At 40.4% G+C, this 22,442-nt stretch carries 15 protein-coding genes; 8 read left to right on the top strand and 7 right to left on the bottom strand.

Annotation, left to right across the window (positions count from 1 at the left end; genetic code table 11):
* Window positions 1-74: 74 nt before the first annotated feature.
* From Xish_RS13105 to Xish_RS13090, 4 genes are read right to left on the bottom strand one after another with little or no spacing between them, the layout of a single operon-like run.
* Complete coding sequence (locus Xish_RS13105) at window positions 75-2,102, bottom strand: chorismate-binding protein (RefSeq protein ID WP_244186051.1); 2,028 nt, start codon at window positions 2,100-2,102, stop codon at window positions 75-77.
* A gap of 47 nt (window positions 2,103-2,149) precedes the next feature.
* Window positions 2,150-2,782 carry an isochorismatase family protein gene (locus Xish_RS13100; protein ID WP_099118222.1) on the bottom strand — a complete coding sequence of 211 codons (633 nt, stop codon included), beginning with the start codon at window positions 2,780-2,782 and terminating at the stop codon, window positions 2,150-2,152.
* 24 nt (window positions 2,783-2,806) lie between these two features.
* Window positions 2,807-3,592, bottom strand: a complete 786-nt coding sequence (locus Xish_RS13095; RefSeq protein WP_099118221.1) for a 2,3-dihydro-2,3-dihydroxybenzoate dehydrogenase — start codon at window positions 3,590-3,592, stop codon at window positions 2,807-2,809.
* The gene (locus Xish_RS13090) at window positions 3,589-4,758 is read right to left on the bottom strand and encodes a 3-deoxy-7-phosphoheptulonate synthase (RefSeq protein ID WP_099118220.1); all 1,170 of its coding nucleotides are present in this window, start codon (window positions 4,756-4,758) and stop codon (window positions 3,589-3,591) included. The genes Xish_RS13095 and Xish_RS13090 overlap by 4 nt, the downstream gene beginning before the upstream one ends.
* A gap of 525 nt (window positions 4,759-5,283) precedes the next feature.
* On the opposite strand from Xish_RS13090, the gene Xish_RS13085 reads away from it, so the two are divergent.
* From Xish_RS13085 to Xish_RS13070, 4 genes are all read left to right on the top strand, one after another.
* Window positions 5,284-7,110 (top strand): non-ribosomal peptide synthetase, encoded by a 1,827-nt coding sequence (locus Xish_RS13085; RefSeq protein ID WP_099118219.1) that lies wholly within the window; start codon window positions 5,284-5,286, stop codon window positions 7,108-7,110.
* Window positions 7,100-11,476: a non-ribosomal peptide synthetase family protein gene (locus Xish_RS13080; RefSeq protein WP_244186049.1), complete on the top strand. Its 4,377-nt coding sequence runs from the start codon at window positions 7,100-7,102 to the stop codon at window positions 11,474-11,476. The genes Xish_RS13085 and Xish_RS13080 overlap by 11 nt, the downstream gene beginning before the upstream one ends.
* A gap of 24 nt (window positions 11,477-11,500) precedes the next feature.
* Window positions 11,501-11,890 (top strand): nuclear transport factor 2 family protein, encoded by a 390-nt coding sequence (locus Xish_RS13075; RefSeq protein ID WP_099118217.1) that lies wholly within the window; start codon window positions 11,501-11,503, stop codon window positions 11,888-11,890.
* Between the two features lie 139 nt (window positions 11,891-12,029).
* Complete coding sequence (locus tag Xish_RS13070) at window positions 12,030-12,500, top strand: MarR family winged helix-turn-helix transcriptional regulator (protein WP_099118216.1); 471 nt, start codon at window positions 12,030-12,032, stop codon at window positions 12,498-12,500.
* A gap of 100 nt (window positions 12,501-12,600) precedes the next feature.
* On the opposite strand, the gene Xish_RS13065 is transcribed toward Xish_RS13070, so the two are convergent.
* Window positions 12,601-14,640, bottom strand: coding sequence for a choline transporter (locus Xish_RS13065; protein ID WP_099118215.1), 2,040 nt, complete (start codon window positions 14,638-14,640; stop codon window positions 12,601-12,603).
* A 209-nt stretch (window positions 14,641-14,849) separates the two neighbouring features.
* On the opposite strand from Xish_RS13065, the gene betI reads away from it, so the two are divergent.
* The 3 genes from betI to betA are packed head-to-tail and all read left to right on the top strand — an operon-like array spanning window position 14,850 to window position 18,668.
* A complete protein-coding gene (gene betI / locus Xish_RS13060) occupies window positions 14,850-15,446 on the top strand; it encodes a transcriptional regulator BetI (RefSeq protein WP_099118214.1) in 597 nt (198 codons plus the stop codon).
* Between the two features lie 36 nt (window positions 15,447-15,482).
* Window positions 15,483-16,961: a betaine-aldehyde dehydrogenase gene (gene betB, locus Xish_RS13055; RefSeq protein WP_099118213.1), complete on the top strand. Its 1,479-nt coding sequence runs from the start codon at window positions 15,483-15,485 to the stop codon at window positions 16,959-16,961.
* 27 nt (window positions 16,962-16,988) lie between these two features.
* Window positions 16,989-18,668, top strand: coding sequence for a choline dehydrogenase (gene betA, locus Xish_RS13050; RefSeq protein WP_099118212.1), 1,680 nt, complete (start codon window positions 16,989-16,991; stop codon window positions 18,666-18,668).
* Window positions 18,669-18,790: 122 nt separating this feature from the next.
* On the opposite strand, the gene Xish_RS13045 is transcribed toward betA, so the two are convergent.
* Together Xish_RS13045 and Xish_RS13040 are read right to left on the bottom strand one after the other, a co-directional pair.
* Entirely contained in the window at window positions 18,791-19,231 is a 441-nt protein-coding gene (locus Xish_RS13045; protein ID WP_099118211.1) for a GNAT family N-acetyltransferase, read from the bottom strand.
* A gap of 185 nt (window positions 19,232-19,416) precedes the next feature.
* Complete coding sequence (locus Xish_RS13040) at window positions 19,417-19,920, bottom strand: hypothetical protein (protein ID WP_099118210.1); 504 nt, start codon at window positions 19,918-19,920, stop codon at window positions 19,417-19,419.
* Between the two features lie 172 nt (window positions 19,921-20,092).
* Between Xish_RS13040 and Xish_RS13035 the strand changes: the two genes are divergently transcribed.
* The gene (locus Xish_RS13035) at window positions 20,093-22,402 is read left to right on the top strand and encodes a TonB-dependent hemoglobin/transferrin/lactoferrin family receptor (protein WP_208614819.1); all 2,310 of its coding nucleotides are present in this window, start codon (window positions 20,093-20,095) and stop codon (window positions 22,400-22,402) included.
* Window positions 22,403-22,442: the final 40 nt, after the last annotated feature.

Below are 22,442 nucleotides of genomic sequence, written 5' to 3'. Positions count from 1 at the left end.
TAAGCGGGACAACCAAGTGTATTCTTCAGCATGTTACATAGATTGTCCCAACAAAGACTCACGATCCTTTTCTTTTAACACATTGATTTTTTAAAAAACTCACCTTCACATCCTATAGAATTATTAATCATCCAATTATAAATAGGAAATGCATCAATAGTTAAAAATGATTCGTTATGGAACTGTATTGATGCCACATTATTAGATTTCAATGCAATAATTTCACTTTTACCTAATCGTTCAAGATAAACCAATCGATTATATTTTGGCGTAAACCAGTGCGGTAATTTGTGCATCGCGGCAAAACTATTATAAAACCCGACATGACAGGTTATATGCTCAATGGCTACTTTATATTGCATTCCTTGTCGTGTTTTGGGAAGCCGTTTGATGGGCAAACCAAATTCAGCACAAATAAGTTGATGCCCCAGACAGGTTCCAATTAGTGGTAAATTCTGTTTTAAACGATTTGTAATCAATGCCCGTCCCGTTGCCATCTTGTCATGACTGACAGCGTTCGGGTCTCCTGGACCTGGACCAATAAACAGAATATCTGTTTTACCTGAATTCATTAATTGCGGCAAACGTGCCCCAGACTCAGACCATGAAACGATCGTTACATTATGCCCGATATAACGTAACTGGTAAGCAATCATCTCAGTAAATGAGTCCTCCATATCAATGAGCGTAATGGAAGGAAGACAATTGGGTGCCAATGCTATTTTTTTAGAATTATCTAACCAGAAAGAAGAAACTTTATGATTACGCTGCTGTAATATTGCAACGATATTACTCAACACAGGTTCAGATAATTGGGTACTAATGGTTGAATTAATGTTTTTTTTCTCATCAAAAAAAGAACTCATTAAACCTCTCAATTTTGCTTTGGTCTCTTCAGCTTCATTTTTCGGAGTTGAATCACGAACAATTGTTGCTCCTGATGTTAATCGGAAATGCCCATTTTTTGTAATATCAGCCGCGCGGATTAATATAGTGGAATCCAGATAGCGTTGGTTATTCTTAACACCAATCATACCGATAACACCACTGTAATAACCACGACCACGCTTTTCCCTGCGCTTAATGACCTGAGACGCATTTTGCACTGGGCTTCCAGTAACGGTTGGTGCAAACAACGACTCTTTCAGGATAGTTTGAATTGTTTGTGATGTTGAACCACGGATAAAATATTCCGTATGTGCAACCTGAGACATCATCTTTAATTGGGGACCAATCACCGTAATATCACTATCACATATACGGCTCATCATTTTCAGTTCTTCATCAACAACCATGAAAAGTTCATTTTGTTCCTTTTTGTCATCAACGAAGTAGTACAAAGCCTGTTCTATCTCTTTTTCTGGATATTTTAACGTGCCACTTATTGGATTCATGGTAACATCTTTACCATCCACCATAATATGTTGCTCCGGACTGCTACCGACAAAATAGCGGTCACCGGTATAAACAATCCATGTCCAATAAGAACCACATTCATTTATCAATAATTGATTAAATAGTGAGAGTACATCTTGTAATGAAAAATCTTCAATATCACCTTCTAAACTTCTCGATATAACGAAATTACTGCCTTCTCCGGCACTAATCTCATCATTGATCACCTGTTCTACAATCTGACTGTAATCCTCGTCTGTAACATCGAAATGTATATTAGCCGCTTTTATTGGCTTGCTACCCTCAATAAATCCCCAGTTATTTATTTGATAACGAGCTTGCGTCTCGACGTTCATGATAAGGACCGGTTCGTTGTCGTTATGGCATGCAAATCCCTTTTCAGCAATCTGATTGAATGGAATGATAATTAATTGAGAAGCGCTTAGCTCTTCAGCCGAAGTGATATCCACTGTGCAAAAACTGTCTGATTTCAATGAAAGAGTCGGTTCTAAAGAAATTGTATCTAGTGCTGAGAGTGAATGGCTGTATTCTATTTTCCCCTCAAGTAATAAAAACGAATCCTTAGCATCAGATAATGGGCGATAAATACAGGCAAAAGGTTTATTCGCCTTTATTAAACGGCTAAAGAGATTTTTCGCATCCTCTGATTGCAGATCTCCCTGTGGTAATTCTTTCAACAACATCATTCCCCCTTAGAATCTGTCTTATCAGGCTTTTTAGTTTCCCTGACGTATTATTTTCTTAGATTTGCAATGATTTGTTCCGTCGATGCCACTACGGCACATATTTCTGCTGCCATCTTCAATGCCTGGTGATGTTTTTCCTTTGAAAAATCCGCCACAGCATCTGAGACCAAGAAGGTTTCGATATCATGTGAATAAGCATCAATCGCGGTAGTCAGACATCCTATATGGGCATATACTCCACAAATGATCAGTTGATTGCGGTTCAAATCCCTTAAATGGTGTAACAGATTGGATTTAAAGAATGCACTGTAACGCCACTTAGTCAGTACAGTTTCATCTTTAGTGGGTGTCAGAAGCGGAATAATTTCCCGATGTTCATCTATTGCTTGCATGCCTTCACCCCATATATTTTTTAATAATCCGCGTTGTTCTGGCGTCATGCTGCCGGGCTGAGCGGTATAAAACACGGGAATATTAAAATTTCTGGCAACACTCAATAGCATACAGATGTTACTAATTACCCCATTTATCGGACTGGTTTCAGCCTCAAAAAAATCTACAAAGTATTTTTGCATGTCATGGATCAACAAAGCTGCGCGATGCCTATCTGGAAGCCAATTTGCTGTAGATTTGGGTAAATCAGCATCATTAGGCAATGAGTACGATAATATCTTTTCCATGTTATATCCCTTGCTGGCTATTCACTAACAGCTACCTAATGCCGCTCCACCATCTACCAGTAAAGTCGATAACGTTGTTTGACTGGATTCTTCACTTAGATAGAAACAAACAGCGGCGGCAATTTCGTCTGGTGTAGCAATCTTGCGTAGTGGGATACCAATGCGAAATTGATCTGGATTACCGTACAATGTGTGGCTTTTATCGGCTTCATTTTCCCACATACTACGCAGCATTGATGTATCTGTTGAGCCAGGAGCAACGATATTGCACCGGACGCCAAATGGAGCTATTTCTAACCCAAGTGCATAGGTAAAGGCTTGAGCAGCCGCTTTTGAAGCACAATATGCGGCCATCATTGCCCTGGGTACTCGTGCAGCATTTGAAGCAACAGTCACGATGCTCCCTTTTTTCTGCTCCTGCATATAACTGGCTGCGGCTTTGCTGACATTGAATACCCCCGTCGCATTAACAGCAAAGATCCGGTTCCATGCATCAATATCGGTGTTTTCAACAGCGGCATGGTGCAATACACCAGCGCCATTCACCAAATAACCGATGGGTCCGAGTTGATTTCTGATGGCAAGAAATGCGCTGTCAACTTGTTGAGGTTCCGCAACATCCACAGGAAAACCGATAATGGATTGAGAATATTCATCGCTAAGCCTGTCCACCAGAGTTTGTAACGCCCCTGCCTGTTTATCAATAAGCGCTAAGATTATTCCCTTCGTCGCCAATCGTCTGGCGATGGCTTCACCGATACCACCACATGCGCCGGTAATCACAGCAACATATTTTTTGTCAAATGTCATAATGCCTCCTGATTAATTGCCCATTGTTTAATAAGTTCAACTGCCTGTATTTTGTTCAATCGTGGATCGCATACGATGTTCGATAATTCGGATTCTTTAGGATTGAAACCGCAACCAAAACACTCAGCGATATCTTCAGCCGTTGTTTCTAAATGAATGCCTGCACAACAAGCATGACGCTTGGCTAACTGGATTTGAAAACTAGCCACTTCATCCACCATCTCGTCAAAAATTCGTTGTTTATTTCCATTCGCTGTTTTTGTTGTATTTCCATGCATGGGATCACACATCCAAAGCACGGGGATACCTGTCTCCAATACCGCATCAATAAGAGGACCGAGTTTATGAATATGTTTATGGCCAAAACGGGTGATAAATGTCAGTCGCCCAGGGATTTTTTGGGGATTGAGTTTTTTGCATAATCCAGTGATTAAATCAGGAGAGACTTTATCGCTGATTTTGCATGCTACCGGGTTATCTATATTTGATAACATCTCAACATGAGGGCTATTTAAATCAAGGGTACGAATGCCGATCCAAGGCCAATGGGTACTACCAAGATATCTCTGTCCATCAGGTGTAGTTCTCAACTGAGAATGTTCGTAGTCTAACAATAAGGCTTCATGGCTTGTCCAGACCTGTAAATTCATATCAGGTCTACTTCGAATGTAATCATCAATCGTAGACAGGGTTTGTGAAGCTGCGTGATAACTGATTAACATCCGTTTGGGATCATTTATTCTGGCATCTGAAACAGGCTCTGGACTATTTATACTGTCGCCACGCCATACAGGTAACGTAGTATTGCGATATTTTTCAATTGCATTAGAGCGCGGTTTTGCATATTGACCCGCGATGCGGCCAACTGTGATCACAGGCTTATTCAGTAAAGTAGAAAAAATGTTTGATAATTCATGTAATAAATCAACTTTTGGAACAACCGATTGTTGATCACATTCGATAATCCGTTCAGCACAATCACCCATTTGAATTATTACCGCTTTGTGTAACCAAACTTTTTCCAATTGATTATAAAAATGTGTCAATTTTTTATAATTAATTAATGGTGGTAGCCTCAATAACTCTTTTTTTATGTAGGACAATGTTACCAGATTGTTCCAAATCGGTTGCTGCCATGAAGAGCCAATAATTTCTAATGTATCCATCTAACTAATACTCCACTTCTAATGAAGGGTAAATTAATAATTCACAATCGAGAGCATATTACTATTAATAACCAGGGCAGTTGCATGAACATTTTTAAATAAAGCAAAGGAAACAAATACGCCCTTAGCTTGTATTTAAATTAAAATGATAAATTTTTACATTGAAAGAGATACAGTTCTATATAAATAGATAGCCATCGATCTCGCGCTGTTCATCATCCGTAATTTACATGTATTATGTCAACTATTTAAATGAATCCATTACTCAACATTTTAATAAGATATTGTTTTTAATGGATTTAAATTTAATGACAACAAAAATACAAACAACATGATTTCTTTTTGTAAACCATTTGACTGTTTTTAGGATTACACTGTAGACTTTGTTTCATCAGTATCTTAGGCAATAGAAATAAACAAAAATGAGTGCACATTGATCAAGATCATTTTTCGAAGACTTCTTAAAAGAGTTATTTAATATATCTTCATTGTTTTAACTCATATAAATATAATGAGGTTTACTACATGATTGAAAAACAGGTTGAACAGTTTCGTACTATACCAAATGCTCTTGGTGAAATAGTAAAGAAATATCCAAATAAAACCGCGTTAATATTTAACTTCGAAACATTATCATATTGTGAAGTTTGGCAACAATCAGCGCAGGTAGCATTTGTTTTACAAAAAATGAAGGTAAAAAAAGGAGATAAAGTAGCAATTAAGATCACTCGCAGCCTTGAATTATATCTGGTGCTGATAGCGGTAATTCGGTTGGGGGCGGTTATTGTTCCGTTAAGTAATGTATTTAACAATAACAGCCCAGAGCAGTATATAGCAGATTGCATCAAGACCGCTGACATCAGTTTACTGATTTCAGATTCTGATAACGCTGAAAGAACTAAATTTAAAACATCGGGTTCACAAGTAACTTACTCATTTATCTCTATAGAAAACATTTTTTCTCAAGCCCGTGATTTAGATTACATACCGACAAGATTTGAAACTATAACCGAAACGTTAGTTGCGACAGACCCAGCAATGATATTGTTGACTTCGGGCTCAACAGGAAAACCAAAGAGTGTGATTATCCGTCATTGTGGGTTAACCCGCCTGGCAATCCCTATCAGCCAGTTAGGTAATACAAACAATGACCGTTATTTGCAGCTAGCAGAGCTGTCATTTGCTGCAAGTGCCAATGAAATTTGGATAAGCCTTCTGACTGGAGCCACACTCGTTGTTTACCCAAACGATGTCCCTGATTTAGCCGAAATCGATAACATTATTAGTCATCAGCATATTTCTATTCTTTCCTTATCTGGTGGGCTGTTCCGGTTATTTGTAGAAGTTTCTCCTAATACTCTACATAAACCTGATTGTGTCATCGTTTCAGGTGATTTTGTTAATCCCAGACTGTTTTCAATGGCAGCCAAGGCAGGTAAGGGGCGTATATTCAATGGTATGGGATGTACGGAAAATTCAGCTCTTACTTCTGTCTATCAGGTGTTACCAGATGAAATACTGGATGCTGATTCCCCCGTTCCTGTTGGTTACCCATTGCCTCTCGTCAATATGGTCGTGCTGAATGATAATTTAGAAATTTGTGCTCCAGATATACAGGGAGAACTTTGTATCAGTGGCGCAGGGCTTGCGGAAGGATATTCAGATCTTGAATTAACCCATGAGCGTTTTGTCTGGCTGGATCTTAATGGTCATCATGAGCGCTATTACCGCACTAATGACCAAGCTAAAAGAGATAAATCCGGCAATATCACACTACTGGGGCGCAGTAACCACATGTGTAAAATTCGTGGTTTCAGGGTCGAAATCACCGGAGTGGAACATACTCTACGTTCACATCCTCAAATAGAAGATGTCATTGTAACTATAGAGCAAACGGATAATGAGCCTCTATTACATGCCTGCTATCTGAGTAAGTCAGGTTCTCTATCTAACATCAATCTTCGCGAATTTATGAAGTCAAAGCTGCCGTCGTACATGGTTCCAGAACGGTTTACACATGTTAATTCTTTGCCAATGAATAAAAATGGTAAACGCGACCGAAATCAAATGGCTCAGCTTATTGTTAATGGGATGCACAAACAACGCGATGACAACATAGAATCCAAAATTCTCTCAATATGGCAAGAGATCACGGGTTATAAGAACCTTGACCCAGCAACTTCGTTTTGGGAACAGGGAGCAAATTCTCTTCACCTAATCAAATTAGCCTCTCTTGTCAGTAAGGCACTTGATATTCCTGTTTCATCTGCCGATGTGTTTTCAGTGAATAGTGTCGAAAAATTAGCAGCCCAGTTTGGAAAAGATGGCCTGGAGAGCAGCAATGGACAATGAATCATTGAACAAAGCCGTAAAGGATATATTGGATAACAAAACATATATACCCAGTACACAAGGGCAAAAAGGGTTATGGTTACTTGATCAGGTGCTGAGCCAACCTGAAAGCTACAATATTCCATTACTGATAGAAATAGAGACTCAGTTAGATCACCGTTTACTGGAAGAGGCAATCACTCAATTTGTTGAAGTCACTCCAGTTTTACGCACACACTTTACATTTAATCAAGATCAGCTTTATCAAGTCATCGAACAACCCTATCACGTTCATATTACGCACAAAACTATCACTGAGGTGAATCACCCAGAAGCAGTTATTCAACAAATGGCGTCAAAACAATATGATTTGGCAAAAGGACCGTTATTCGATATCTGTTTGATAACAGGGGAATTAAAACGGTGTTGGTTGGCGTGTTGTTTTCATCATATTATCGTTGATGCACCATCAGTGACTATTTTTATCAAGAATATTCTCACATGTTATGCGCATTTGGCTGAAAACAGAGAGTTTCATTATCGGAAAATCAGTGCTGATTACTTGGAGTTCACCCAATGGCAAAAAGAACAATTAGCCAAACCTGAAATTTCCATCATGAAAAACTATTGGAAAGAAGTACTTACTCCGTACCCTTCTATGATAGATCTCCCAACTGATTACTCCAGAAAAGAGTACAAAGGAACCAAAGCAGGTTATCGTCATTTGCAACTTAGCCATGATGACACATTGAAAATATCGAAGCAGGCAAGAAATCTTGCAATGACTCCTTTCATGTATATGACGATGTGCTGGCAGTTTTTGCTGTATCGTTTATCTGGTCAAAAAGATATCACCATTGGTATCCCTTTTGCGCTACGGGATAACAGTGAATTTGAAGAAACTGTAGGATATTTGGTTAATACTTTACCGTTCAGATCTCATTTAGATTCAGGTAGTACAGTGAATCAGTTTGCAGTATCAATTCGTAACCGCTTTATTCAGGCACATTTTAATAAGCAATTACCATTTACTGACATTGTTGCAGATGCAGGCCAGAACTTTGGCTTAGATAACCCTGTTTTTCAAACATTACTTGTCAATCTTGATACTATCAATGATGCATTTCAAGATTTCCCTTACTCAATAAAGATCACTGAACAGTATATTCAATCCGCTAAATATGATTTAACCCTATTTGTCGAAACGGGTACATCTCATCGTTTAATTATGGAATTTAATGCCGAGCTATTTGAAGGCAGCACCATTCAATATTGGCTGGAGCTATACAGACAAACCGCTTTATGTATGGGTGAGTGGGGTGAAAAAACGTTAAGTGAAGTTGAAATACTCACTCAAGATGAACAGCTATCCATAGTAAATCGTTCAAGTACTCCATTCGCTGATATGAACAACCCATGTTTTATTGGTGAAATAGAGGAATATGCAAAAATTCATCCGAACAATACTGCATTAATAACACGTCACGGTCACTGGACTTATGGCTGGTTAAATCATCGCGCCAACCAGCTAGCTGAATTTATGCATACCAGTTATACCATCAGCGTTGGTTCACGAGTAGGTTTATTACTAAACCGAAATGAAGATTCTATTGCCGCTTTACTGGCCGTTTTGAAAACGGGGGCATCTTATGTTCCCATTGACCCAAATTATCCCCAGGAACGTATTGAATATATGCTGCGGGACGCAGCAGTGGATTGTATCGTAACCATCCGTGAGTTTGTCACAACATTATCTGCGACCATCCACAAAGTCGTGTTAGATGAAACGGTATTTATACGGGATGTTAACTGGCAATCAGTGCAACGCAAACCGGAAGATGAGTTATATGTCATTTACACTTCGGGTTCAACAGGACAACCCAAAGGAGTGCGTTTACTGAATAAGACACTGTCCAATCTTCTTACATGGCAAAAAGAAATCACTATTTGTGGTGAAGGTGATTGCACACTTCATTATATGTCTTTGTCTTTCGATGTTTCTATACAGGAAATATTTGGCACTTTATGTACTGGTGGAAAGTTATATATCGCAGATGAAGAGGAACGTAAGGATCTGCATCATTTGCAAAATGTCATTGAGTTAAACGAGATCCGCCGGGCATATTTTCCCTATGTAGCACTTCAGCATTTGGCTCAATTAACCGTCACGAATAAAGCCCAACTATCAATGCTTGAGGAAGTCTACTCAACAGGTGAACAACTGGTTCTTACCGCTGACATTAAACAGATGTTTAATGCCAACCGAAGACTGATTAATCTTTATGGCCCTTCAGAAAGCCATGTTTGTTCCGCTTATGTCATGCCAACAGATATCTCTTTGTGGGGAGACAGTGCATCAATAGGATATCCGCTCCCCGGATTTACCCTGCTTGTATTAGATAAACACAAACGTATGGTTCCCGCGGGTGTCGCAGGCGAACTTTGGATTATCAGCGATTTTCTTTCCCCAGGTTATCACAATAAAGATTATGAAACTCAAGCACGATTTTTAACCGAAAACTGGCCTGGTGCACTGAGCCAACATGCTTATAAATCGGGTGATCTCATAAAACTAAAATCCAATGGTTCATTTACATACCTGGGTCGTCTGGATAATCAGTTAAAAATTAGGGGATTCCGGATTGAACCATCAGAAATAGAAGCCGTTATCAATTCATTGGATGGAGTGAAAGTCTCTGCGGTTATTGGAAAAGAAATATCAGCAGATAACAAAATATTGGTGGCTTTTATCGTCACAATTGTGCCATTAGAACGTATTGAACTGCTGACTAGATTACGTAGCTATCTACCGGATTATATGATCCCAAATGAGTTCGTATTTTTGACCGATCTTCCAACTACTCCTAGTGGTAAAATTGACCGAAAAGCACTACATCACATTGAAATATCTAAAATATCGGATGATGTTGAAAAAAACAATATTGAAGAGGTTCTGACTTCAACCGAACAAACAGTCAAATTACTCTGGCAAAAAGTTTTTCCGAACCGAGTCATTAAACTAAGAGATAATTTCTTCAACATCGGAGGGCATTCACTATTAGCAACACAGTTAGTGTATTTACTACGCAAACAATTTAATGTCGATTTCCCGCTCAAATTACTATTCAATACTCCTACCTTACGCGACATGGCCGTTTCGGTTGATACCTATCTGAATAGTGATAAAAAATCAAATAATGAAATAAAAAGTACATTTATTAACGATGCTTTCGTCCAACATGATTGGACGGATACACGCCAATTAACCCCATCAATAAGCGGTGATATATTACTCACAGGCGCCACTGGTTTTTTAGGTATCTATCTGCTTCGCGCTTTACTACAACAACCAACGAGTAAAGTCATTTGTTTAGTCAGAGCCACCGATAATAGTGCAGGATTGAACCGTATCATAAAAAATGCTCATTGTTATGGTATCGATCATGACATTGATTTTTCACGTGTTGAAATTGTGGTGGGAGATATTGCCAAGGCGAAATTTGATTTAACTGAGGCAGAATATCAGTCATTATCAGAAAGAGTTTCTAAAATATATCACGTAGCTGCTCATATTAATTTTGTTCTCCCATACAGTTCTGTTAAGGGAACGAATGTCGATGGTATCGTGGAAGTCATTGATTTTTGTTGTCACCACGAGCGTAAGAAACTGGAGTATATTTCTACTATTGCCGTATTTGCACCGGACTATCCTAAACAACCAATCACAGAAGATAGCCTTCCTGACTACCCAAATTCACTGTCTATCGGTTATACCCAAAGTAAATGGGTAGCTGAGCAATATGTACAGCAGGCCAGAGATCAAGGTGTTGATATCAATATTTATCGGATAGGACGTATATCAGGTGACAGTGTTACCGGTGCATGTCAAAAAGACGATTTTTTATGGCTACAAATTAAAAGCTTTATCCAAATGGGAATTGCACCATATCCTGAATTGCTACGTACTGATTTATTGCCAGTTGATTTCGTCAGTCAGGCCATTGTGACATTATCAACCGCTAATAAGATACATGAGCAACAAAACTTCCATTTATTTCATCCGAAAGGCACTGATTTTACCCCAGCATATCAGGCTATCAAACAAACAGGACATGACATCACAACGGTTTCTGAATCAGCATGGTTAGAAAAACTCGGACACATGGTTGTCAATGGTGATGATGTAGCGCTGGGTTCACTGATCCACCTTTTTAAAGAAGATGCTCTGAATATTGGTCATAGCACCTATAACAACCAAAGCACACACGAGGCCATTAACGCCTTGGGTCTCGATTTTCCAGATATTAATGTCAAAACTTTCTCAAAATTAATCTCTTATTTTATGGATAAAGCAAGCATACCGTCATATAAACCTGAAAGTAAGTAACCCGTAAAACACTAAGGAGAAATAATGTTTAAAGTTGTGTTCGATAAATATATAGAAGCTGTTTTGGAAAAGTCACCAACAAAACTTGCGGCTCTATTTTGTGACGATGGTATCCTGAGGTTACCATTTCGCACCAGTCGCGATACTATTGAGAGCCAGTCACTGATACTTGAGCATTATTCAGCAAGTTTTGGTCAGGCGCCTCTGATTTTTACTTCTGTTCAGGATGTAGAACTGTACCCTACAGATAATCCTGATATTTTTATCGTTGAATATCGCTTGAATGGTAAGACGTTGCCACATAAGAAAGATTTCTATTGCTTATATGTTAATGTGTTTAAATTGAACAACGGTAAAATTAAAGAATTACACGACTATGAGGATGTTCTTAACCGAGCAGCTATTTTCTCTTGATTTTGACTGTTCATAATCGTAAATAAGTGGATATTTACGAGCCTGCCCTATAAAAATCATTTTCCGTTATAAAATTTTATTTATGGGACAGGCGATTAGCTCGGTTTTTTATTCAACATTCAGGTTATAAAGAGTCCACATGAAAACAGATAATCAAGATACTTATGATACTACCGTAACACCTTTTGAAGATGCATTGAGCAGGCTTCAGTGCGTTCTTGTTGCGAGAAGAACCATTACAAATCCTGAGGGTATTTCATGGGCGCAATATGATATTTTACATTTACTTCGACAATATCAGCCGATGAATCCTACGGTGATTGGCGAAAAGCTCGGTTTTACTCGCTCTAAAATATCTAAGATTCTGAGATTGCTAAAAGATAAAGAGCTTATTAAACAAGAAGCAGGGGAAAGCGATAAACGCGAGCTGGTCACTAAATTGAGCCCAAAAGGGCTAAAATTTTTGCAACGAGCCGAGTCCAGCAGACATAACATGGCTGATATTGTAGCGTCTAATATGTCCCAAGGGGAAATCGCCATATTTACAGAACTTTGCCATCGTGCCGCCGATCTTTTGTATGCACAAACACCCGTTCGTGATGAAGATTAAACATTAAGAAGAGAAAATCACGTTTCACAGAAACTGGCTTGAAACGTGATATCGGCTAAATCACTTTACGAAGGCGACGTTTATTTCATATGTTTGTTGATTACCCACTAGGAAAAATCAATGTCTGCCCCGGCGCTTCTCGGTTCAAGTGAATAAAATTCAGATGTTTTTCATAGTGATCAAGAATATCGCTAATAATTTGCTCTTTCGTATAGTCCATCAAATCATTGCCCTGCGTTCCTTCCATAAGAAAAGTTTCTAATCGGTAATAGTAAGATTTGCCCGATCTCGCTCGATAGGTAAATCCAGGCACAGAGTAACGTCGTGGCCAGATTTGATAGATGAAATTCTGTTCATCACCTAAATCAACAATCAATTCTAGTGGATTCAGTCGCTTGTTTTCTTTGGCTGGCAGTGCATTAAACTGCACTTTCGCACCACGCATCACCAACTCTTTAGCAACCTCCAGCATAGCCGGACGACACACCATATCCAGCATTCGCTGGGTGTTTTTCGTGCCAGGAAAATGCATCATGCGGCCGAGGCGCTGCTTCCAGTTCAATGAACCATTGTCATGGATAAGCGTAGGGGATGTATTGTGCAACGAACTGGCTTTGCGGAAATCTTCCACCCGCAAAGACTTATATAGCCCTGCCATCACAAAGAAGATCACAAAACTAAACGGCAACCCCATAATGACCGTGGTATTTTGCAAAGCAGAAATGCCATCAGTCATGAGTATCCCTAACGTTAATACACCAATTGCCACAGACCAAAAAACACGCAACCAATTCGGAGCATCATTATTAATATCACTCAGATTAGAGGTGAAATTTCCTAGCACTAACGAGCCAGAATCCGCCGATGTAACATAAAAAAGTAGTCCGGTAATGGTGGCCACAGAAGCACTAAATGTGAATGCCGGATAAAGTGACAGCAAATTGTAAAAACCTTGTTCTGGGTGTTGTAACACTGTCTCCGCTAATTGACGATTACCATGAAGAATTTCATACAACGCACTGTTACCAAAAATCGATAGCCACAGCAGTGTAAAAACAAATGGAATGACTAATGTTCCCATCACAAACTGACGTATGGTTCTGCCACGGGAAATGCGCGCCAAGAATAATCCGACAAACGGCGACCAGGCCACCCACCATGCCCAGAAAAATAGCGTCCAGTTATTCATCCATTCAGTTGGACGTTCAAACGCAAAACTGTTCAGCGTCATGCCCATGAAACGGCTGATATAATCCCCGATATTCTGCACTAATCCGTTAAGCAGAAACTCAGTATCGCCCATAAACAAAATGAACAAGACCAAGCCGAGCGCCAGCAGGACATTTAATTCAGACAAAAATCGAATGCCTTTGTTTACGCCAGAAGTCACAGAGATAATGGCTATCACCACAGATAATAATATCAAACCGCCCTGAACCCCCAATCCTTGCGGTAACCCGAAAAGAACTTTCAGTCCATAATTCAACTGCACAACGCCAATTCCCAGCGTCGTTGCGATACCAAAAATTGTCCCTATTACTGCCGCAATATCTACCACATGACCAATTGAGCCTTTAATGCGGTTACCGAAAATAGGATAAAGTGCCGAACGGATAGTCAAGGGTAAATTATAACGATAACTAAAATATCCTAGTGCAATTCCCATCAGAGCGTACATAGACCAGCCCGTCAGGCCATAATGGAACAGTGTCCACACCATCGCCTGACGAGCTGCTTCAATCGTTTCTCCTTGACCCGTTGGCGGTCGCATGTATTGCGTAACAGGTTCGGCCACAGAGAAAAACATCAAATCAATGCCAATCCCAGCGGCAAACAGCATAGCCGCCCAACTCAGCAAACTGAATTCCGGCTTAGATTGCTCCGGTCCCAATTTGATTGAACCGAAACGGGAAGCCGCAACAAAAACAACAAACACAATGTAAAGTGTCGCGGCCAGTAAATAGTACCAACCAAAAGTTTTAGATACCCAATTTAGTGTATTTTTTATCCAAACGCTTGTTGCATCTGTGAAAAAAATAGTGAACAGAGAAAATGCAATAATCAGTCCGGCAGAAGTAAAAAAAACGACAGAATTCAGCGTATCTTTCTGGGTGTTTTTTGGACTGTCTTGTGTATTCATAGGCAGTTCCTGAAATTAATAGCATTGAAACACGTGAAAAGCTTAAACCACATAACAACTTGAATTAAATACAAAATTTAAAACACATTAAATAAAATAGCTCCTTTATTGTAAAATTATTGTGATAAAACATATTTAATTTTGATTGAACATTCAATTAAAAAAAAGTTTAATACTGTCCGAATAATTGATTTTCTGAGCATAAAATCATGCCAAAAATTGGAATGCAGTCGATAAGAAAGCAACAACTCATTGATGCAACATTAATCGTTGTAAATGAAGTTGGAATGCAAGAAGCAACTATTGCGCAAATAGCCCGAAAAGCGGGAGTTTCCAACGGTATTATCAGTCACTATTTCAAGGATAAAGACGGCTTACTGGAAGCGACCATGCATTATCTATTGCATCAGCTAAAAATGGCTGTAGCACGCCGATTATGCCTGCTCGATAACGCAACTCCCGCGCAAAGGTTGAAAGCTATCGTCGAAGGGAATTTTGATCCCAGCCAAATCAACAGCGCAGCAATGAAAACCTGGTTAGCATTCTGGGCGAGTAGCATGCATCAACCGAATTTGTATCGGTTACAACAAATCAATGAGCGTCGTTTGTATTCCAATCTTTGTGTTGAATTTAAACGTACCATGCCAAAAGCAGAAGCACGGCTGGCAGCGCAAGGTCTTGCGGCATTGATTGACGGCATTTGGCTGCGGAGTGCACTAAGCCGGAAGGCTTTTGATATAGCAGGGGCATTCAAAATTACTATCGATTACATCGAACAGAAACTCGAACTATCTGATAAGCCCTGACTTATCACCTAATAGATAGACGCTTAAGGAGAATCTATGACCCACTTTGGATTACAAAAACTTTATATCCACGGTGCTTATGTAGATAGCACCAATCCTGATAATACAATTTTTGACGCAATTAACCCAGCTAATGGCAAAGTTATTGCTCAATTTCAGTCTGCCACAGAACAAGATGTTGATTTGGCAGTTGAAAGCGCCAAAAAAGGACAGAAAATCTGGGCCGCCATGACTGCGGTGGAACGTTCACGGATCTTACACAAGGCGGTGAATATCTTGCGTGAACGCAATGATGAACTGGCTGAATTGGAAACACTGGATACCGGCAAACCCTTTTCTGAAACCCAACAGGTTGATATCGTCACAGGCGCCGATGTACTGGAATACTATGCTGGTTTAATTCCGGCTCTTGAAGGCCAGCAGATCCCATTACGTGAATCCTCGTTCGTGTATACGCGCCGTGAACCATTGGGCGTCGTAGCAGGTATCGGTGCATGGAACTACCCTATTCAAATTGCCCTTTGGAAATCAGCCCCCGCTCTGGCTGCCGGCAATGCCATGATCTTCAAACCCAGTGAAGTCACTTCTCTCACCGCCTTGAAGTTGGCTGAAATTTATACCGAAGCCGGTTTGCCAAATGGTGTTTTCAATGTCTTGACTGGCACCGGCCATGAAGTCGGGCATTATCTGACTGTTCACCCTAAAATCGCCAAAATATCTTTTACCGGTGGCATTGTGACCGGTAAAAAAGTTATGGCAAATGCGTCAGGTTCAACCCTCAAAGAAGTCACAATGGAATTGGGGGGCAAATCTCCGCTGATCATTTTTGATGATGCCAATCTGGATCGTGCTGCTGATATTGCCATGATGGCAAACTTTTTTAGTTCAGGTCAGGTTTGCACGAACGGAACACGGGTTTTTGTTCCCAAAACCTTGCTACCACAATTTGAAGCAAAAATTCTTGAACGTGTTAAGCGCATTCGCATTGGTTCGCCTCTCGATCCCAACACTAACTTTGGCCCTCTGGTGAGCTTCCCACACATGGAGTCTGTTTTACGCTATATCGAAAGTGGCAAAAACAGTCATGCCCGTCTGCTTTGTGGCGGCAAGCGCCTGCTGGAAGGCGAACTGGCGAAAGGTGCATTTGTTGCACCAACCGTATTCAGTGACTGTACCGATGATATGTTGATCACACAGGAAGAAATATTTGGACCCGTGATGTCTATCCTGACTTATGAAACAGAAAATGAAGTCATTAACCGAGCCAATAACACACATTATGGCCTCGGTGCTGGATTAGTCACCAAAGATATTTCCCGCGCACATCGCGTGATCCACCAGCTAGAAGCAGGGATCTGCTGGATCAATACCTGGGGAGAATCTCCGGCAGCCATGCCTGTCGGCGGCTATAAACATTCTGGTATTGGTCGGGAAAATGGGCTGGTTACACTACAAAATTACACGCAAACCAAATCAATACAGGTGGAATTAGGTAACTTTGAATCCCTATTTTAATTCACGCCTGAAACAGAGGAGATAACAATGGTTTTTGATTACATTATTATCGGTGCTGGTTCAGCGGGTAATGTACTTGCAACTCGTTTAACGGAAGATCCTAATGTGACGGTTCTGCTACTGGAAGCTGGCGGGCCAGATTATCGATTTGACTTCCGTACTCAAATGCCAGCAGCTCTGGCATATCCCTTGCAGGGAACCCGTTATAACTGGGCTTATGAAACCGATCCCGAACCTCACATGAATAACCGGCGCATGGAATGCGGGCGCGGTAAGGGGTTGGGTGGATCATCACTTATCAATGGCATGTGCTACATCCGTGGTAATCCGCTGGATTTTGATCATTGGGCAACACAATCTGGTCTGGAAGATTGGACCTATCTTGATTGCCTTCCCTATTTTCGTAAAGCTGAATCAAGAGATATTGACGAAAATGACTATCATGGTGTCGATGGGCCTGTCAGTGTCACGACACCCAAGGCAGGTAATAATGAACTCTTTCACGCTATGGTAGAAGCAGGTATTCAGGCGGGTTATCCACGTACTGACGATCTGAATGGCTATCAGCAGGAAGGGTTTGGTCCAATGGATCGCACCGTTACCCCTCAGGGACGCCGCTCCAGTACAGCCCGTGGTTATTTAGATCAAGCACGATCACGCCCCAACCTCACTATCATGACCCATGCTTTGACTGATACCCTTGAATTTAAAGGAAAGACAGCCGTTGGCGTCAATTTTTATCAAGGCAATAGTTCAAATTTAACATTGGCAAAAGCACGTAAAGAAGTTTTACTCTGCGCGGGTGCGATCGCATCTCCACAAATTCTGCAACGTTCAGGTATTGGCCCCGAAGAAATATTAAATGATCTTGGTATTCCTGCGGTGCACGTGTTGCCAGGCGTTGGACAAAACTTACAAGATCACCTTGAAATGTACTTGCAATATGAATGCCTCAAACCTATCTCCCTCTATCCCGCATTGAAATGGTATAACCAACCCCAAATTGGTGCTGAATGGTTATTCAAAGGGACAGGTATTGGTGCCAGCAACCAATTTGAAGCAGGTGGCTTTATTCGTACCCACGAAAAATTTGCCTGGCCAAATATTCAATTTCACTTCCTGCCCGTTGCGATTAACTACAACGGCAGCAATGCTGTCAATCAACATGGTTTTCAAGCTCATGTCGGCTCTATGCGCTCACCAAGTCGGGGGCGAGTTAAAATTAAATCACGGAACCCGCGTCAGCATCCGAGTATTTTATTTAACTACATGTCAACAGAACAAGATTGGCAGGAGTTCCGGGCTGCTATTCGCATTACGCGGGAAATTATGGCGCAACCAGCGCTGGCGCCATATTGCGGACGTGAAATCAGCCCAGGTGTTGAAATTCAAACCGATGAACAGTTAGATGCCTTTATTCGTGAACATGCTGAAACTGCATTTCATCCATCATGCAGTTGTAAAATGGGGACAGATGAAATGGCGGTTGTGGATGGTCAAGGACGTGTGCATGGCATTGAAAATTTGCGGGTGATTGATGCCTCTATCATGCCGACAATTATTACTGGTAATTTAAATGCTACAACGATCATGATTGCTGAAAAAATTGCTGATAAAATCAGGGGAATTTCTCCTCTGCCCCGCAGTCAGGCAAACTATTATGTTGCCAATGATGTTCCTGTCCGCCAACGAGTAAAAAACAGTTAATCAAAATGCATTTTCACAAAAACTGAATAAATCACTAATATGGGAAATTGAGGTATTCACGTAATATCATTTGAACCCTCATTTTTCCCGTATTTATATTACCCATAGCAATAATTATCTTGTTACGATATTAAATTCAAAGTCATAAAGATATGTTCTGCACCTTCTTCCAAATAAATCCCGCCCTGAACTTGATAACCGAGGCTTTCATAAAATGGCTGAGCATGGCATTGTGCAGATAAAACGAGAGTCTCAATGTTATTTCTTCTGCCATAATCTTCAATAAATTCCATAACTTTACGACCTACTCCCTGACCGCGATAGTGTCTCAATACTGCAACACGCCCAACTTTGAGTATGTTATTATCTTTCAGGATCGCCCGTAATACGCCTATTGGTTTTTCACCATCAAATACTACCACATGCAAAGCGATATCATCATACTCATCAATATCAATCTCTGCATCAAATCCCTGTTCATCCGTAAATACTTGTTTGCGAATGGCAAATGCTTGCTGAATTAATTCGGAATTCTGTCTTCCTGTGCTATATTTTATTTCCATTACCATACCCTGATTATAATTTACAAAGTCTACATCTAACCTGCTTTTAGATAGATAAGCAAGTCAAGTTAGGATAAGAAATCAAGACTTGGTTTAGATTGAAAATAATAAGGGTGACCATTTTTAGATCACCCTTATGATGCAATTCACTTTATACCAATAATATCTTGAATTAAGAAGATAAATTAATTTTCTTCTTTTTTATCACCATCATCTTTAAGACCATTGCCTTTAAGGTGATTAATTAAATCATCCGCCTTTTTATCAGCCTCAGACTTTATTTCTTCCGTCTTCAACTTCATGGCACCTGAAAGCTGATCGAGTTTATCATTAGCCTGATGCTGGATATCATCCGTTTTCGCTTTCATAGCCTCCATCACATCACTCGCTGTTTTAGTCGCTTGATTCTGTATATCCGTTACCTTGGATTTCATTTGTTCAGCGGCTTCATTAGATTTATCAATCAAACTATGGTCTTCACGTGAAGCATTTTCCTTTACCTCCTGTGATTTTGCTTTTGCATTATCCGTTACATCCGTGGCTGTTTGTTCAGTCACAGTTTTCTTGTGCACTGCGCTTTCTTCCGTTTGCTGTACTGGATCTTCCGCTTTTTTAGATGCGTCATCACAACCAGCAATCAGTGCCACGATACCTGCCAGGATCAGAGAACCAAGGATCTTTTTCTTCATTGACGAACCCCTTACACTAAGGAAATTTGACTTAAATTTCACCATCGTATGGTATGCTTTCCAAAACCCCATAAGCAAATAAAAATAATTCTCATTTTTATTTGCCTTTTTTGATTTATCAGGTGACTTACTACATTGAAAATATTTCACTTGATCATATTTCAGGAAATTTATGGCAAATAATAGTCAAAAATTAGAAAAACGCCCAATCGCTACCATGATTCAGAAAATTTTAACAGGTACACTTTCAGGGACATTAATATTAGGAGCGGCACTTTCCAGCACTGCTTACGCGATCGAAGATCCCAAAGAGCAAAAATCTGAAAAGAAAAATGAGGTGATAAAATTACCCACACTTTCCGTTGTTGAGAGTTTACACAACAGCACCAGTGCGGGAAGTTCAGTACTCAAAAAGGCGGATATTGACCGAACCCAGGCCGATAATGTTGCTCAGTTACTCGAGCAGCTTCCTGGTGTTTCAATGGCCGGCTCTCCGCGTCCCGGCGGGCAAACGCTGAATATCTGGGGCATGGGCGACCAGGAAGATATCAAAATCACTCTGGATGATGCGCCAAAAGGATTCGAAAAGTATCGTCAGGGTTCCGTCTTTATTGAGCCTGAGTTAATCAAACGTGTCGAGGTTGATAAAGGGCCACACAATTTACTCAACGGAAATGGTGGATTTGGTGGTTCGGTCAAACTTGTGACAAAAGATGCGAACGATTTGTTGCGCCCTGATGAAGATTGGGGTGGCTTTGTCAAACAAAGCTACCACACGAATGACAGGCAGTGGATCAATAGTGGCGCAATATATGGCAGAGATCCTAACGGTTTTGCTGATGGATTGCTCTATGTGAGCAAGCGCAATGGGCACAATATTAAACGCCCTGATGGTACACGTTTTGAGTTTTCACAAAACAACCAAACATCTTATTTATTGAAAACCAACTTTTATCCCAGTGACGCTCACACGGTAAGTTTATCTGCTATGCGATCTGAATCAGATGGCTGGCAACCTTGGGCAGCTAAACGAGATAAAATGAATGTTCCTTCAGCCTACGATATAGAAAAATATGGTTGGGATGGTGCATGGAAGAGAAAACTCGTTTTTCGTAATCAGATTGATCAAAACTACACTGCCAAGTGGAATATCGCTCCAGAGGACAATCCTTGGCTGAACCTGACGATGATTTATGCTTATTCAAAAACTAAGCAAAATGACCATCGTCCAGAAAATGTCATAGCTAATTACAGCTCTTCCATGGGAAACAAAAGCTGGGTTGATTACATCGATAATCTGGTTGATATCAACAATAAAAGCGTATTCTCAACAGGTATGATTGAACACGAATTACTGGTGGGCACTCGCTTGCATAAAAACGAACGCAATGTGCTGATGTTCGATAAAAGCAAAATAAAGTATAAAAACTATAACTATGGTTATTATCAGCCAGGCTATATGCCTGCTGGCGATCAATTCACTTACAGTTTCTATATTCAAGATTCCCTGAAAATAGGCAACGTCACCGTCACACCGGGTGTTCGCTATGATCATGTCAAAAATAGGGGTAAAGAAAATAACGCATCCATATACAACGATAAATCACCAGAAATCAATCATGACTATAGCAGTGTAACCTATACTGGCTGGTCACCCCATTTGGGCATTTTGTGGCAAACCAATAAAAATCTTTCACTGTTTGCTGATGTCAGCCGTACATGGCGTGCACCAGTAGTTGATGAACAATATGAGGTACAAGGGATCGGTAGTCTTAGAGGCTCAAGCCGTAATCTCGATGTTGAGAGAATGACAGGGATACGCCTTGGTGCAATTCTCGACTTCAATAATGTGGTATTTGAAGATGATAGCCTACAAATCCGTACCACCTTATTCCGCAACCGTGGTAAAGATGAGATCTTTAAAAAACGTGGAGTTTACTGTAAAGCCCAAGCTGATGGCTTAGTACCGTACTACAACTGTGAAAAACCACAAGCAAACTATCGCAACCTGTCAGGATATACCATCGAGGGGCTGGAAATAGAAACCTTCTATGACAGCCGCACACTCTTCGGAAAATTATCTTTCTCTACAATGCGTGGCCAGCGTGATACTTCTATGCGCGATCCATGGTCAGAGCATAAAACCTGGCTTGTAGAAATACCACCAACTTCTGCACATGCCATGTTAGGGTTCAAGCTCCCACAATGGCAGATGGTAATGGGATGGAAAGGTGACTTTATCCGTAAGCAAGATCGTTCACCAGAAGATAAAGAGCCACTGGTTAAAAATTGGTCACTACCAAAGAGCAGTGGTTATGCCTTGCACGGTCTGTTTGCAAGCTGGCGCCCTGATTTTATCAAAGGATTTGAAGCACGAGTCACTATCGATAACCTGTTCAACCGTGATTACTCTCCGTACTTAGGAGAGGAAGTCTCAGGTATTGGCCGGAATTATAAATTCAGCATTTCACAGCAATTCTAACTGATACTTAACCCTCCAATACCTAACCCTCTTACCTTAA

It is taken from the genome of Xenorhabdus ishibashii, assembly GCF_002632755.1.
Classification (GTDB): Bacteria; Pseudomonadota; Gammaproteobacteria; order Enterobacterales; family Enterobacteriaceae; genus Xenorhabdus; species Xenorhabdus ishibashii.
Note: the sequence above shows the minus strand (reverse complement) of the source record. Positions and strands in the feature narration are given on the sequence as shown.